The 15,459-nt window shown below is 38.5% G+C and carries 17 protein-coding genes; 9 read left to right on the plus strand and 8 right to left on the minus strand.

The genetic code is table 11. The features are described 5' to 3' along the window. Positions 1-65: 65 nt before the first annotated feature. Entirely contained in the window at positions 66-920 is an 855-nt protein-coding gene (gene ampE, locus HV213_RS23855; RefSeq protein ID WP_181483570.1) for a beta-lactamase regulator AmpE, read from the minus strand. Then, a complete protein-coding gene (gene ampD / locus HV213_RS23860) occupies positions 917-1,480 on the minus strand; it encodes a 1,6-anhydro-N-acetylmuramyl-L-alanine amidase AmpD (protein ID WP_181483571.1) in 564 nt (187 codons plus the stop codon). Before ampD ends, ampE begins: the two co-directional genes overlap by 4 nt. Before the next feature lie 203 nt (positions 1,481-1,683). Between ampD and nadC the strand changes: the two genes are divergently transcribed. The 3 genes from nadC to HV213_RS23875 all read left to right on the plus strand — a co-directional run bounded on the left by nadC (position 1,684) and on the right by HV213_RS23875 (position 4,316). Continuing rightward, positions 1,684-2,577: a carboxylating nicotinate-nucleotide diphosphorylase gene (gene nadC / locus HV213_RS23865; RefSeq protein ID WP_181483572.1), complete on the plus strand. Its 894-nt coding sequence runs from the start codon at positions 1,684-1,686 to the stop codon at positions 2,575-2,577. 182 nt (positions 2,578-2,759) lie between these two features. Then, positions 2,760-2,825, plus strand: a complete 66-nt coding sequence (locus tag HV213_RS33805; protein ID WP_181486493.1) for a prepilin-type N-terminal cleavage/methylation domain-containing protein — start codon at positions 2,760-2,762, stop codon at positions 2,823-2,825. Positions 2,826-3,338: 513 nt separating this feature from the next. Then, on the plus strand, positions 3,339-4,316 hold the full coding sequence (locus HV213_RS23875) for a hypothetical protein (RefSeq protein ID WP_181483573.1): 978 nt from the start codon (positions 3,339-3,341) through the stop codon (positions 4,314-4,316). A 257-nt stretch (positions 4,317-4,573) separates the two neighbouring features. Here the strand turns inward: HV213_RS23875 and HV213_RS23880 are convergent, their stop codons facing one another. Beyond that, positions 4,574-5,347, minus strand: a complete 774-nt coding sequence (locus HV213_RS23880; RefSeq protein WP_181483574.1) for an abortive infection system antitoxin AbiGi family protein — start codon at positions 5,345-5,347, stop codon at positions 4,574-4,576. A gap of 52 nt (positions 5,348-5,399) precedes the next feature. Further along, positions 5,400-6,026, minus strand: coding sequence for an XRE family transcriptional regulator (locus HV213_RS23885; protein ID WP_181483575.1), 627 nt, complete (start codon positions 6,024-6,026; stop codon positions 5,400-5,402). Between the two features lie 109 nt (positions 6,027-6,135). On the opposite strand from HV213_RS23885, the gene HV213_RS23890 reads away from it, so the two are divergent. The 3 genes from HV213_RS23890 to HV213_RS23900 all read left to right on the plus strand — a co-directional run bounded on the left by HV213_RS23890 (position 6,136) and on the right by HV213_RS23900 (position 7,542). Continuing rightward, entirely contained in the window at positions 6,136-6,384 is a 249-nt protein-coding gene (locus HV213_RS23890; protein ID WP_181483576.1) for a helix-turn-helix domain-containing protein, read from the plus strand. Between the two features lie 244 nt (positions 6,385-6,628). Continuing rightward, a complete protein-coding gene (locus tag HV213_RS23895) occupies positions 6,629-7,210 on the plus strand; it encodes a hypothetical protein (protein WP_181483577.1) in 582 nt (193 codons plus the stop codon). Beyond that, the gene (locus tag HV213_RS23900; RefSeq protein WP_181483578.1) at positions 7,198-7,542 is read left to right on the plus strand and encodes a hypothetical protein; all 345 of its coding nucleotides are present in this window, start codon (positions 7,198-7,200) and stop codon (positions 7,540-7,542) included. The genes HV213_RS23895 and HV213_RS23900 overlap by 13 nt, the downstream gene beginning before the upstream one ends. A 148-nt stretch (positions 7,543-7,690) precedes the next feature. Here the strand turns inward: HV213_RS23900 and HV213_RS23905 are convergent, their stop codons facing one another. After that, on the minus strand, positions 7,691-8,311 hold the full coding sequence (locus HV213_RS23905) for a recombinase family protein (protein WP_181483579.1): 621 nt from the start codon (positions 8,309-8,311) through the stop codon (positions 7,691-7,693). Between the two features lie 417 nt (positions 8,312-8,728). Here HV213_RS23905 and HV213_RS23910 point away from each other — a divergent pair, with 417 nt between their 5' ends. The 3 genes from HV213_RS23910 to HV213_RS23920 are packed head-to-tail and all read left to right on the plus strand — an operon-like array spanning position 8,729 to position 12,137. Then, positions 8,729-9,913 (plus strand): dsDNA nuclease domain-containing protein, encoded by a 1,185-nt coding sequence (locus HV213_RS23910; RefSeq protein WP_181483580.1) that lies wholly within the window; start codon positions 8,729-8,731, stop codon positions 9,911-9,913. Beyond that, on the plus strand, positions 9,910-10,389 hold the full coding sequence (locus tag HV213_RS23915; RefSeq protein ID WP_181483581.1) for a hypothetical protein: 480 nt from the start codon (positions 9,910-9,912) through the stop codon (positions 10,387-10,389). The genes HV213_RS23910 and HV213_RS23915 overlap by 4 nt, the downstream gene beginning before the upstream one ends. After that, positions 10,386-12,137, plus strand: coding sequence for an AAA family ATPase (locus HV213_RS23920; protein WP_181483582.1), 1,752 nt, complete (start codon positions 10,386-10,388; stop codon positions 12,135-12,137). The genes HV213_RS23915 and HV213_RS23920 overlap by 4 nt, the downstream gene beginning before the upstream one ends. A gap of 162 nt (positions 12,138-12,299) precedes the next feature. Here the strand turns inward: HV213_RS23920 and HV213_RS23925 are convergent, their stop codons facing one another. From HV213_RS23925 to HV213_RS23935, 3 genes are all read right to left on the minus strand, one after another. After that, a complete protein-coding gene (locus HV213_RS23925) occupies positions 12,300-12,971 on the minus strand; it encodes an EAL domain-containing protein (RefSeq protein WP_181483583.1) in 672 nt (223 codons plus the stop codon). Positions 12,972-13,261: 290 nt separating this feature from the next. Continuing rightward, positions 13,262-13,981: an HNH endonuclease gene (locus tag HV213_RS23930; protein ID WP_181483584.1), complete on the minus strand. Its 720-nt coding sequence runs from the start codon at positions 13,979-13,981 to the stop codon at positions 13,262-13,264. Positions 13,982-14,501: 520 nt separating this feature from the next. Next, entirely contained in the window at positions 14,502-14,963 is a 462-nt protein-coding gene (locus HV213_RS23935; RefSeq protein ID WP_181483585.1) for a hypothetical protein, read from the minus strand. Between the last annotated feature and the right edge of the window lie 496 nt (positions 14,964-15,459).

Here is a 15,459-nt window from a genome sequence, read left to right on the forward strand (position 1 = left end):
CAGGGGTGGGTTTTGTAGGCCGGGCAAGGCGTAAGCCGCCGCCCGGCAAAGCGCATCTCAGGTTGTTAAATCAACGTCCCGTAAATCGTCAGCAGCGCCATAATCACCACTACCACCAACGACGTTTTCTTCGCCATGGAAACCGCCGCTTTCGGCGTAGCCACTTTATCGACGTGCGGCTCGCGAGCCAGCGAATACTGCGCCAGACGGGTTAATACCTGATATTGCGAAGAGTGGCGATCGCCCAGCGACGCAAACCAGGCCGGTAACGCTTTTTCTCCGTGCCCTACCAGAGCATAAACCACGCCAACCAGGCGTACCGGCACCCAGTCCACTACGTGCAGGATACCGTCGATTCCCGACTGTAAACGATGATGTGGCGTCTGATAACGCGCCAGCCACGTTTGCCAGGCACGCAGCACGCAATAAGCGATTAGCGTTAACGGGCCCCACGGTCCACCAACAACGAACCAAAACAGCGGGGCAAGATAATAGCGATAGTTAATCCACAGCAGTGCGTTTTGCAGCTCGCTGAGATATTCACGCTGATCGCAACCCGGCGGCACGCCGTGGATAAGGGTAAGCTCACTGGCCATGGCGTCGCAGGCGCGGCTATCATCACGGGCAGCGGCTTTCAGATACGCATGATAATGCAAGCGGACTTTCCCAGCACCAATGCACAGCAGGCCGAGCAAAATCCAGAACACCAGCAGCGGAACGTTAAATAGCTGCCCTTGTAGCAAGCGCTGAATAATAAAGACCACCGCTACCGCTGCAACCGTCATCAGTACGGTACCAAACAGCGAATAATGCTTTACCCGGCGAAATAACACTTCCAGCCGATGATCAAGCTGCCAGTGCTCGCCCAGCTTGAACAAACGCTCGGCAATAAGCACTAACAGCGTGGTAAACAACGTCATGGCATCTCCTTATCTGACGACGAGGTTAACAAACCGCGAAATTTTGCCCAGTCAAAAGCCGGGCCGGGATCCGTTTTACGCACAGGTGCAATATCGCTGTGGCCGGTAATATGGTCTGCAATGGCCGGGTAGAGCGAAATAAGCTGTCGGGTAATAGCCGCCAGTTGCTGATATTGCGCCTCGGTATAGGCCTGTGTGTCGGTCCCTTCCAGCTCAATGCCTATTGAAAAATCATTACAGCGCTCGCGTCCGTGGTAGCTGGAAACGCCCGCGTGCCACGCGCGCTTATCGAAAGGCACATACTGCACGATTTCACCGTCCCGGCGAATCAGACAATGCGCCGAAACGCGAAGATGGGCTATCTCAGCAAAGAAAGGATGAGCATCGGGATCGAGCGTACCGCTGAACAGGGCATCAATCCATGGACCGCCAAATTCGCCGGGCGGCAGACTGATATTGTGCACCACCAGCAAAGAAGGGGTTTCATTATCCGGGCGGCTATCGTGGTGCGGCGAAGGAACCCGACGCGCATCTACCAGCCATCCCCCGTTCAACTGCATGTCGAGTCTCCTTTTACTAACCTGCGCATTCGCAACGCCCGAGGGCCAAAGAATGCCTGCTGTTATACGCACTATCACTCATCACAAAACTAACTTGAGACCCACGGTGAAGCCGCCAGAAGGATGAAGTGGATGTGGTACAGAAACGTGGTTCAGGTTAGCATGTTTCCCACTTCTGAATCCTATCTATCTGGAGCTTTATCATGTCGCCTCGTCGCTACAATCCCGACCGCCGCCGTGACGCGCTGCTGGAACGTGTTAATCATGATATTACTGACGCCGTCGCCCAATCCCTACGGGAAGATCTGGGCGGTGAAGTGGATGCTAATAACGACATTAGCGCACAATTGTTGCCGCAAGACGCGCGCTCGCACGCAGTGGTGATCACTCGTGAAGACGGCGTATTTTGCGGTAAACGCTGGGTAGAAGAGGTCTTTATTCAGCTCGCCGGAGATGATGTCAACCTCACCTGGCATGTTGCCGATGGCGACGCGGTTAAGGCAGATCAGCCGCTGTTTGAACTGGATGGCCCCTCCCGTGTTCTGTTAACCGGCGAGCGCACCGCGCTCAATTTCGTGCAGACATTATCCGGGGTGGCAAGCGAAGTCCACCGCTATGTCGACCTGCTTGCTGGAACCAAAACCCAACTTCTCGATACGCGTAAGACGTTGCCTGGTCTGCGCACGGCGCTGAAGTATGCGGTCCTGTGCGGAGGCGGGGAGAACCACCGCCTGGGTCTGTCCGATGCCTTTCTGATCAAAGAGAACCACATTATCGCCTCTGGATCGGTACGCCAGGCGGTAGAAAAAGCGTTCTGGCTGCACCCTGATGTTCCGGTCGAAGTCGAAGTCGAAACCCTTGAAGAGCTTGAAGAAGCGCTGAAAGCGGGCGCTGACATCATTATGCTCGACAACTTCACCACCGACCTGATGCGTGAAGCAGTGAAGCGCACCAATGGTCAGGCGGCGCTGGAAGTTTCCGGCAACGTCACCTTCGATACTATCCGTGAATTTGCCGAAACCGGCGTCGATTACATATCCGTTGGCGCACTAACCAAGCACGTTCGCGCGCTCGATCTCTCAATGCGTTTCCGCTAGCTGTCCTGCCCCGGTTGATATCCTGCACCGGGGCTCTTTTTGCGAGCCGACTCGCACACCGATAATCCCTCACTGCAACCCGCAAAAAAAGCCTGGAACCTTGCTTCCTTAGGCGCGATCAGCGACTCGCACTGCGGATTAAAGCCCGGCAAAGTGCTCCCGAAAACAACAAGGAGCAACTTATGGATAAACAACGTGGCTTTACCCTTATTGAACTGATGGTGATTATGTACGCTAATTTAAAGTAAAATAATTACACGAAATCAAGTATGCACTTATAGTATAAAAATCTGCCTTCATAGATAACGACACTGATTGATCCTACCCGCGAATAATGGACACCCGACTAAGTGAGTAAACTCTTAACTCAGAAGTGAATCATGACTAAACCATCGGCAACGAAAACCAAGCCCTGACAACACACGCCAGCCCTTCGTGACGAAGCCACATGAGACAGTTTCGAAATAGCCGTCTCTGCCAATACCAGTATATAGCTCAGTGCAATTGTCACGGCACCCTGCATTATGAATTAATCCCACATTAAAATTTCAGATGTAAAAACATAATCAGCACCGTTATTATTACCATACACAACAATTTTGATTAACAATAAATCACTTTTCTTCTTGTGTTAGTTACACATCTTAATATATTATCCCCCCCAATTTATTATCACTTTCTTTTTTAAAATCTTGCACAAAATACATTTATTGTTTTCAGTGTAAATATATCAGAAGTATTTTTCACACAGGAGTTACATTATGAATCCAATCAAATTAAATACGGGCATTGGAGTAACTGGTATTAAGAGTCAATCAAAAAGTAAAAGTGGCGACAGCACAAAATATGAAATCACATTATCCGGCTCACAAAAAAGCCATCTAATACCAAAAGTTATATTATTTTGTGAGGATAAATTCGCAGAGTCCATGATAATTAACGCCCTATCCTACAAAGAGTTAAATCATGGTGCATTCAAAATTATACATTGTGGAGTATGGCATAACATCATAAAAGCACTCGCTGGATGCTTGCTTTATGAAAAAGAACTAATAGATTCGGGGAATGGTAAAGCCCTGAAAGTGATTGGTATAATAGATGGAGATGTTTCCGAATCGGATATATCAACGGCAATAAAAAAAACATACAAGGGGAGTTTTTTACCCGCTGAAATTTCTAATATAATAAAAATAATAACTGAGCATGTAACTAGCTTCAAGATAACTCAAGATGGTCTGAAGTTGCCTGAGCTTTCAACAGGCCTACCAGAATTTAATTTAAAAATAATGCTCGATGACATAACTGAAGAAATGATCCGCAATTATCACAAAGAATACATTTTAAAATATGAAGGCTGGTTGAAAAAAACTGCCACCCTCGAAGGAAAAGTTAATTTAACTCGTGAGCTTGAGGATATAAAAAGGAAAATAAAAGAAACCTTAGAAATAATCGAAACCTCAAAAAATATCAAGAGCCATGAACTACCTAAAAACAGCAGTAATAAATTTGACTATCACTATTATTTCGAAACATTAAAAGAAAGGATAGGAAATAAACATTTCAACAGTTATTCCTATTCACACGACACCGAACTCCTTGTATACAGAATTATTTCCACTTATAGCAAATCTCGATGGGAAGAATATATCACTCCCGTAACCAACCTATTGATTTCAGTTAAAGATGAACAAGTAAAAAGATTCAACCATAATACATTTAACAACGACTCATTAGATTGAAGCAGAGGCCAAATGCTGGCCTTCTTTGCATAAGAATCACCAGCAACCATAATGAATGGTGAATCGCAAAAATTAGCTCGGATACCTTCATGCCATTGCAGAACCGATACCTCTCTGATACAGAGTTTTCTTTTCCAAGAAAAAACTGTCGATCAGCACTACTAAAATTTTCATTAAAAACATTATGTAAATGTGGTTTTAATATGATAAAGAACTGGCAATAAAGATCATCCTGCTTTACAAGTAATTTTAAATCATTATAAATCAGCAAAAATATTTGAGGTTACAAAAATCTTTGCCAGTAATTTATTACGAACATCTTCTGAATACTTCTCACTTATGATATTAATAAGTCTATTTAAATATGAATCATTCTTTACGAAAATATACCTTATGTCATCATGAGAAAATGGAAGCATAGATTCCTTGTGATTTCCCAAAAATTTATCACCCAAGATTTTATTTTTTGATAACCGTATTGGTACAACCTCAGAACGGATATCTGGAACATATCTCCATTCATTCTCATTTGCAAACCTATAATTAAAAATTGGCTCTTCATTTCTTCGTGCTAACGTGCCTTCGTAATTTTTCATGTAACGCAAAGGATTAATAAAAGCCCTGTACTGTGCTCTTCGGATCGAATAATCAGGGTTGTCTTTTGAATCAGCTAAATTTTCTTCTTTAAAATTACGCAACGCATCATTTAAACAATCAACCATTGAACAATTATTACTAACATAGAAAACTGGGTTCAATCCACTCTCAATACCCCATGTTTTCTTTAACCCTATGCCAAACCCACCATATTTAATAGTATGCTCTAAAAGATGAGACAGCCTAATATCACAAAATGAAACCATTGGTATTGCAAACTTTCTTGACCTCACCTTTTCACCATGAATCTCCTCGGTCGAGTGAGAAGCTATAAAATAAGAACACTCTAGTATTTTTACCAAAGTATCATACTTTTTAGTAAAATGAATAAGCGTACTTGGGTAAAGACTCTTTTCTTTCGATTTCTTCGACATATTACTCATCCTGTAGATTAAATATACCTAACAACTACTTACTCCCTCAACACTAAGAATAATTCAGTACTAACACCACCGCTCCCAGAATATCGAAACCAGAAAGAGATTTTTCAGTGACGACTATTTCGTTGTATCTGTCATTATCACTATTCAAGCGATACCCATCAGAAACTATCTGCACTCTCTTGTACAAATAACTGCTGCCCTTACGCATCACAAACACTTTACTTTCTTTAAGATGCTTTTGGCTTTGATCTATGACTAACACGCTACCAACCGTAAAAGTAGGTTCCATTACGTCAGTATCGACACGAAGTGCAGTTAGGTACTCAGTTTTAGTCAGGGAGAACGCGAAAATTTCAGCATCTATAAAAAGGAACTCATTGGTTTCATAAAAAGGAATTTTGCATACTCTTTCGTTGTAACTTTCATGTGCTGCTTTAATAGTTACATCCCGAAATTCCTTGCCCGTAGCCAACCATTCTACTGATACATTCCCAGCCTTAGCAAGCAGTACAAGATTCTCCAAGGTAGGGCTTGAAACTGCCTGAAGGTAGTTATGTACAGTACTGTACCCAATCCCAGCTCTCTTCGCGAACTCCCGTCCAGAACCAGAGGGAACAATCGATTTCAGTCTTTCACTGAACTGTACAATGCTCTCTTTCTTGTCAGCCATTTACACCCTGCTATCCGTTCAATTAAAGGAAAGAATGTTCCTTATTATGATTTGACTTATACCTTATAATGATCAATCATGTTCTCAATGTAAGTAACGAGTGGTCATTATGAGTATTCATAAACAATCAGGATGTCAGAAAAAGGTGCAAAATGCCAGTACTGAGAACTGGCATAGGGCCGATATACTTGCTGCTATCAAGAAAAAAGGAGGCACGCTTGCACAACTCTCAAGAGAAAATGGGTTACATGAGAGAACATTGTATAACGCTCTCGAAAGACATTGGCCTAAAGGAGAGCAAATTATTGCCGCTTATATCGATGTGGCAGTACATGTTATCTGGCCTGAACGTTATTAAATTTTGACGATAAAAGAGGATATATAGTGGCGAATTACTTTACGATTACATGCCCACATTGCGGCAGTACTACAACCGTTCAGACCGGAGTATCTAAAAATGGTACTGGAGTTGGTCAATGCCGGAATTGTTCAAAGAACATAAAAGTAACCGTTGACGGTAAAGGTAACGTGATAAAAATTAGTTGATGAATATTCAATTACGTTTATTCATTCAGAAATGATATGACTTAAAAGGGATCTACATGATTGGTTTAGTTGTCATTGTTATCTGTATTTTTATTTCAGTACTTTCCTATAAGAAGATTGCGAATAGTTGCCGTAACAAAGGCAGAGGTAATGTTAGGACTTTTTTGACTGCATTGATATCAAGTAGTTTGCTATTCATGCTCACAATGAGCATCGGCGTAGCCAGATTTTTCCCTTCTAATGTGGGGGGGGGAATTTCCGAGAACCCTGTTCAGGTAAAAAACACTACCTATAACCGTTCTAACGAAAAAAATAAGAACGTTTATATCTGCAATAAATTTGATGCCATTACCCAAACTCGCCAAGGTACAAAGCATAATTCTGGTTTCTATTCTGATGCTGCCACTCGCATCACATATACTATCACCGATAGCGTACTGACAACTCAACTATCCTCTCGTGAAGTTGAGAGTAGTACTGAAACAGCAAAATTCAATAAAATTGCAGATGATGGTTCAAGAAAATATGGGAATTCATCAAGTAATTTCTTTGTATATGTATTGAATGACAATACTATAAAAGTAATTATGATCGATTTTAATGCCAATATGACATTGACACAAACATGCTCAAAATAAAAAAGATCGCACGAAATGAAAAAATATTATTGCTCACTTTATTATTCAGTACTACAACTTTCGCCGCGTATAAGACATATGATGCACAAAAAGATAGCAAGTACTTAGATAAAGCAATTTCTGGAGTTTGTAAACCGGAACACCAGAGATATGATGATCTTAGTTTTGATTTCAAATCAGATATCAGTAGCATGAGTAAATCTGATAGTGATAAAACTGTTGCTACCCTTAAGGAGGCTGAGCGTAAACGCTGGTCATGTATAGAAAAAGAATTGAATAAAAAGAATATCACACTGAATTTAGAGAAATTATATAAAGAAAATAATCTATAAAAATCCATCAGAAACCAGTCGGTACTTTTAGTATTTCATATAGATATCAAAAGGATATATGGACGGCTATTTGCCATATGTCCTTTTTTTACCCCCTACCGCTATAACTGTTTGTTATAAAATAGGTATTTCCAGAAATTTTCAGTTATTACAGTGCTGTAATTGCCATTTTTTTCGATACTTTCGCAACAGTAGCCCTTGAGCAGCCGATTAAATCTTGTACTTTATTCCAACTTTTACCATCGGACAAAAGTTCAGCAATTCTGCGATGGAGTTCCTGATCTATCGGACGCCCCTTGTACCTATTTTCACTCCTTGCCTTTTGTATACCCTGCTTTTGCCGCCTACGCCGATCTTCATAGTCCTTTCGGCTGATAGCTGCCAGCATATCAAGCATCATAGAATTCATTGCTTCAAACATACGAGCGGTGAATTCATCCTGCACTTTCAAAAGCTGGTGGCTCGTTGGTAAATCCAATGACACGACCCTGATCCCCTTTGATTCGATAAGTGCCCTTAGAGTTTTCCAGTCCTCACCAGTAAGCCTACTGATACGGTCAATCTGTTCACAAAGAAGAATATCGCCACGTTCAGCGATCTCCAGGAGTAGGAACAATTGAGGCCGCTGTAGGTTTGCACCTGATTCATTCTCTTTGAAGTACTTTGATACTTTCAGGTCATGTGAATGAGCAAATGCCTCTAGCTCGTTTAATGCTCTGTCAGCATCCTGCTGTTTCGTTGATGCTCGAAGATATGCCCATACCCGCATGATATTCACCACTGGTCTGTTTTAAGTAGTTCATTATATATAGTCCGTTTTAAGTTGTAAAATCTACTTAATGAACCAACTTAGTGATGATCTGTGCTGGTATGCTTGAGGTATACCCAAATGAGAACGGATGGCTGACGTCGTTCATTACCCTTTACACTCTCTGAATCATTAGTTTGCTTGATAATCACCTTACTATTCAATGCTGATCGGATAGCAACAGATGTACCAAAGACAGGCTTAGGCTACCTCTAAGGGCATTTCTCCCCTTTTTAAAGTCAAAAATAAAAAAACACTGGATATAAAACCAGTTATTGATTATTGTATCCATGTTCACTTTTACAGCCTTTCTTGTTTTCAAAAATGGCTGTTACCTTTGCATTATCCCTATGTTTCTTTAGGACAATGTGAAATGTTATGGCTGAGTTACATGATGTTAAACCAAGAGAACAAGCGGGAAGAGACACTTTAGAACGATATAATGCTCAAATTAGAGCAGCAAGTATCGCATGCTTGTCCATATTGGAAGGCAAAGATGTTAAACGTGTCTTTTGCGAATTTCATGATGACTTTGTGATTGAAAAAGTCATTGCTAATGATATTCATTACACTTTTGTACAAGTCAAAACCAAAGAGAAGCTGCGAGAAATATGGAAACTTCGAGATGTTTTTGGAATTTTAAAAAGAAAAAGCAAAAAAAACCCGCAAACGGATGAAATGATCAGAGATAGTTTCGTTGGAAAATTATTACAACATACAATTAACTTTGAGGACTCCTGCAAGGAAGTAGTCTTCCTTACAAATACTCATATTGATGAAGATATTGAGGATATCGTTAATGATATCTTATCTGACTCCTTTTCTAATACGCATTGCAGACTTATTATTGATTCATTTAATAACTGTTTTATATCAATTCAAGATGGTAAAAAAAACCTTGATATTGATGCAATAAAACTCAATCTCAAGAAATTAAAATTTGAAACCGATGTTGAATATATTAAGAGTAAGCATGAAACATTCGAGATACTTGCAAAGGAAAAAATATTTAGATTCAGTGAAATAGAATTATCACATATAGAAGCGAAGGAAATATTATTTTCTCTGTTGTCTCTTGTAAATGCAAAATCTAGTGTAAAAATCAACAATTGCTCAAGGAAAAATCTTGAAGTATATTCTGGTATAGGTATTGATGATCTTTTAGAGGTACTTAGTATCTCGAAACGTGCTTATTATGAATTTTTAGATAATGGGGATGAACATGCCCTTAAATCAGCATCTGTAATTGAGAGGCTATTGAGAAAAGCAGGAGCTAGCGACGTAGAAATAGATTTTTTCACAAGATGTAAGATAAAATGGGATCAGTGGTTAAGAAATAACAGACATATAATATCTGAGTTCGATTACATCACAATTGACAGAGAGATCAACTCAACTCTAGATAAATTGACATTTATGCATGGAAATTTATTTTTAGCAAGTTTAAGAGACTTCATTAATGAATTACATGATTCATTACATGTAAATAATTTACTTCACTCTTTAGACAAAGAGGCTTTGACTGGAAGTCTTTTTGCTAGGTTAGTTGAGCGTTCAAAATGAATTACGATGAATTTTTCGAGATTGTATCTAACAAACAAATCAGAATCGATATCAAAGATATTGAAAAACAAGAGAGCGTAGGATTAAATAATGAAGCCCTATTCCAACTGCCATTAATAGCTCTCATAATACTTCTTTTATCTAAAAATCGAGTGAAACCTCGGGCAAGTGAGGTTGGTAGTTTGGTGGGTAAACTTTTAGAAGATGTTATGCTGGGATTCAAAGGATCATCACAACTACTTGGATGGTCTGCAAATCTTAGAATACGTACAGTCACTGCTTTAAATTTCCTTGAATCTGTACAATTAATCCTAGTTGATGAGAGTAATAAGAAGTTGAATATTACTAAGTTAGGAAAAAAAATAATTGATAAGGCATTTTCATATGAAACTGATTTATCTTATAATCTCGCATTAATAGAAAGGTCATATAGAAATTACTGTGTTGATTCAAAATTGGACGGTGAGATATTATGAAACTGCTAAGTATAAAAATCAAGGGTAGGGATATTATTGGACTTGAGTCCGAAGAACTCACTTTTGGAAAACATATTACTGAATTTTATGGGCCAAATGGATGCGGAAAAACACCATTATTACAATCTATCGCTTATTGTCTAGGATATCCATGTAAGTTTAGAGATGATATTTATAAGCTATGTAAATCTGCGATTCTTACATTTACTATAGCTAATGACACTTTTCAAGCCACTAGAGAGTTTGAACATACCGACTTCATTTTAACCTTACAAAGCGAGAAAGAAACATTAAAATTTTACAATCAAGCTGATTACTCTAAATATATAATGGAAAGGCTATCATTAGCTTACCCATCACTTCTTACAACGCAGAATAAACAGTCATATCCTTATTTATCGACTATTCTCCCTATATTCTACCTAGATCAAGACTTAGGTTATTCAAAATTTTATTATTCGCCAAGTAATTTTATAAAAGATCAATTTTCCGAAATGCTACGGATAATATTTTCTCTACCTGAGAAACACTCATTCGATGCAAAAAAGAAGGCTATTAACATCTCAGAGGAAATCAAATATTTAGATAACTCATTAGCAGTTCAACGAAGAGATATTGAAATAGCTAAAGATGCTCATAATGACAAAAATATAGAATCAATTGATGACTCAATCAACAACTTAAAGAATGAGCTGAATCAATTAAAAAATAGTAAATCATTAAAGAATGATTCTCTTTTTAGCATAGAAGAAATCATAAAAAAACAAAAAGAAAACTTAAGAGAGTTGAATTCTGAATTAAATTTCATGGAAAGAAGGGAATCATCTTTAATACAAATAATGAAAGAAATAAACACAGAAATCAACACACTAAATCTAAATGAAGAAGCGAAGAGAATATTTCGTTCTTTTGAGGAGATTTGTCCATCAGTTGATTGTAAAATGTTTTCTCGCAGTTCTGAAAGTTATGCGAAACATCTTTTATATCTTAAAGACCAAATCAAAGATATTGAAAGGAGTTTAAATTTAGATAGTAATCGGCACGATAAAATAAAACAAGAAATACAATATTCCAGTAAAACCATTGAAGATCTAAATACGTTAAGAAACAACATCATAGAGGAAGAAGATATATCCTCGGTAATTGATGCTATCTCAGAAATAACATCTATGCTCTTTAAGCTGCAATTAGATAAAAGTGAATTAAACAAAATAGCTATCCTTGAGGATAAGTATGTCGAGATGCTTAATAAACGTGAAAATGCATTAGATAAATTAGCTGGCCTCGATAAAAACAGACAATCAATTCCAAGACTGGCTAAAGTTAAAACTACATTAAGAGATAAGTTCATCAACTGGCTCAAAGTGCTAAAAACTCCGAATATTGATTTTAATGTTACATTTGAAAATGACTTCAACCCTATCATGGGTTATGAAACACTAGATCAATTAAAAGGAAGTACTAAAGTAAGAGCAATACTTGCATATCGAAGTGCATTAATCGAAAGCATGCTTGAGCTTGATAGCAAGTCTTTTATGTTTGCGATATTTGACACTCCAAAACAGCACGAAATACATTATGAAGATATAGATAATTTCGTAATCAATTTGAAGGTGCTATCTGAAAAATATGATTTTCAATTTATCTTTTCATCAACCGAATACAAATACTCAGGTGATAAAAACGACACTCTATTAACTCCAAAATATCCTGGGGAACAACATGATATGTTTTTAATGAGATATTGACAGATAATTAACCCATACTTATTTTTAGTGTATGGGTTATTCCTCCCTCTTATTTTTATTATTAACAAGATTGGAGAATAATAACTGATAGCAACAGAGGACTGTTTCTTTGACTAATTATCTTTCCCCCAAAGAGATCCACTTTGTATTTTCTAAATAATATCAGAGTACGATACTCACATCTTGTAGCGGTACTGATTCGTATAACTCCCCTTGCACACCCCAAACATCGCATTCTTTTAAATACTGCAATATTTCATTATCAAATACGCCTGATACGATAATCCTCGGGCAATACTTCATTATATCCTTTAGTAGTACTGGAAAGCTGCTTTTGTAGAATTGAGTACTGAACAAGGTTTCATCAATCTTAACTACTTCAAACATGGTACTAACACCAGTTCTTACATTGTCAACGCCTAGATAATTGAGGAAAAGAGCATTATTACTATGTGAAAGTGATTTCAGTACTGGATTCTTTAGCCCCTGTTCACTCTTTAGAAAATCCTCTGAGATCTGTAACTTAACATATGGCATTGATTGTAGAAGTACTTGAATGTATGCGTCATGCCTCAAAATCAATGCGGTGCTCTGATCGATATTGAGAGAACAAAACAGTTTATTTTCAAGGAAAAACTCTTCTTCATTGCTAATGAAATGCATTAAATCAATTAGATAAGCTCTTTTTTCGTGGATAGTCCAGCCCTGAATTATCTCCGCTGGTGCTGGATTAAGCACGTTAAAACCGTTTTCCTGAAATCTAGTCAGTACTTCCACCCCAAGCAGCTTCTGATCTGTGCTCATTACAGGTTGTGCAAGATACTGTGTGATCATCACTACCATCCTGATTTTTTATGTACTGGTTTTTTATTGTACCAGGCTGATCAACTGTTAGCTAATAAGGTTAAAAAATACTCCATTTTTAATTTACGTATGTAATCCCTTAAACTTTCCAGTTCTGTGATGATAGGTCTAAGGTTTGGTTATTTGGCATGTTTAAGGCCAGTAACTAAGCATCATTTGCATTCTCTTATAATAAATTTGATTCCCATTTTACCTAGGTAATTGAGAATCAATATTTAAGTAAAATAATCACAAAAATAAATCATCACTAACAACACACATTATTTGGAAAGTATTTTAATCAACTCACTGGGTAACAGTACTTTATTTCCTCTATGTATCATTGCGTGGCAATTAGGGCACAAAGGTATGAGATCATTAATTGGGTCTAAAACATAGCCAGCACCAACTGTATGCAATGGCTTGATATGGTGCACATGAATGAAATCTTTCCCATGCTTGCCATACGTTTTCTCAAAATTGAAACCACAACACTTACACGTATTACCGTGATGTTGGATGCAAGCTTGTCTGGCCTTTGGATCGCGTTCGTAGTAGTTAACTGTTACTTGTGTCTTTGCACCTTCAACAAAACTCTCTCCTGAAGGAATTTCATCAGGGAATGGATTCGGTAGGAAGTCTGCGTACCATACATAGCCTTCTTTACGAAGATACCGTTTGTTTAATTTACGCTCAAAATCCTTGATTACAGCAATTTCAGGATTATCCGGGTGTTCTGCGAAAACCATATTGAAGGTGTATAGTTCGTAGCCTTCATGGGCTAACCGGATGTGTTCCAGTGCCTGTGTGTAGCCAGGTTGTTTTTTGTTGTTTGAGTTAAATTCCCATTTCTCCCGGAGTATTACAGATCGCTCTTGTTCGTTCTCAACATCCCATGAACCAAAGATGACCATCTTCTTTTCGTGGTTTACAAATGACCAACTCCACGTCCAGTTACTGCAAGTCGCTCCGTGTGACTGGATGAATTGCTTTCTGTTCATATCAGCTCCTGCTGAAGTACTTCATTTAGACATTCAACGTTAATCATGTCGTTGTTTGCTATCAGATTCAATGTTTAGATCGTAGTAAGGGCTTAAACAGCCCGATAACCCCGACAAGGACTTAGTCCGCGTAGATACTTCAAAAAGAGCGAAGCGAACTTTAGGCCACAGGGCCGACACAATTATTATGTGTCAGTACTTTTAATTGTCTGAGCGAAAGCGAGTAGTAACGCCTTGCGTTGTTTCGAGTACTCGCGAGAAAAACGCAAAGTTAAGATCTATTATTTGTTTTAACAAGGGCAAGGCCGGAGGCGTTGACCTTCTTATAATGAGTAATAGTAATAAATTCACTTAATAATTAAGGTTATAAATTAAGTTATTTTATTATTATAGTTACCCTAATTAATTTAAATATAAAATACCGTTATAAATCAATTAATTAAACTTTGTATGTTACATCCAAAAGGTCCAAAAAATTGGTTTTAGGAATATAGAACCGAATCTACCCAAAAAAGTTACCCTAATTCTTTAAACCTGTTAAGTACTCGATCATAGCGTCTAGTGGTTTCTTGCTCTTGATCATCTGGCGTAGTTCGGCTGTCTGCTGCGTACTGAGATACTGGCTATCGTCCGGTACAAGTAGCTGTACACCCTTCTGGTGAGCATCTCGCATCGCCTTAGAGACTGCCACGCATACACGCTTATAGACTTTGATACTCTCGGCTGAAAGCGGCCTTGTACGCTTGTTCACTGTACGTAGGTCTAGGTAGTGCCGCACTGTTGCTAAACTGATCTCATTCATCGAACGGATCAGATAGAAAATATCGCGTATAGCATACTTCCTACGGCTACTTTTCATTTCACCATCAATTACACTCTTTAGTATGTTACGCCCATCATCAGTTAGATATACGTAGTTTCTTGTTCCATCGAATAGTAGTACCAGTTCTGAATTGTCATGTTTAATTTCTTTTCTTGCCATAAATAATCCTGTAAATCACTAATTAAGACTGGTCTGATTTGTTCAAGCATTCAGGCCATTTTTATTATTTTGCTTAGATGTTGGCACGGAAATTATTTAATCAGCATCAGTTTATAAAGTACTCACAGCGTGAGAAATTTCATCTGCAATCTACTTTTCGATAAAGTCAGGATTTAATTGCCGGTACATCAACACTGCTAAGCAGCAGCTTAAGACCTATATTATACCATATGAATTATATTCGTTTCACTGAATACAAAAAATCAAGTATTAATATTCAAGTATGCCACTAATTTTATATCATCAATTTGTACAGCCATAAAAACAACTCCTCCTGTCTGTCTACTAATTACCTTGGCTTGATTTCCTGAATCACTAGGGATAGAAAAATAAATTTGCGAGCAGGAAAGAAAGATGCAGAATTATTCATTATTTTCTTCATTATGATAAGTTTAGAAAGGTCGTTTCATTCCTGTAAACCGACCTTTTGTCCTTT

It is taken from the genome of Klebsiella sp. RHBSTW-00484, assembly GCF_013705725.1.
GTDB lineage: Bacteria > Pseudomonadota > Gammaproteobacteria > Enterobacterales > Enterobacteriaceae > Klebsiella.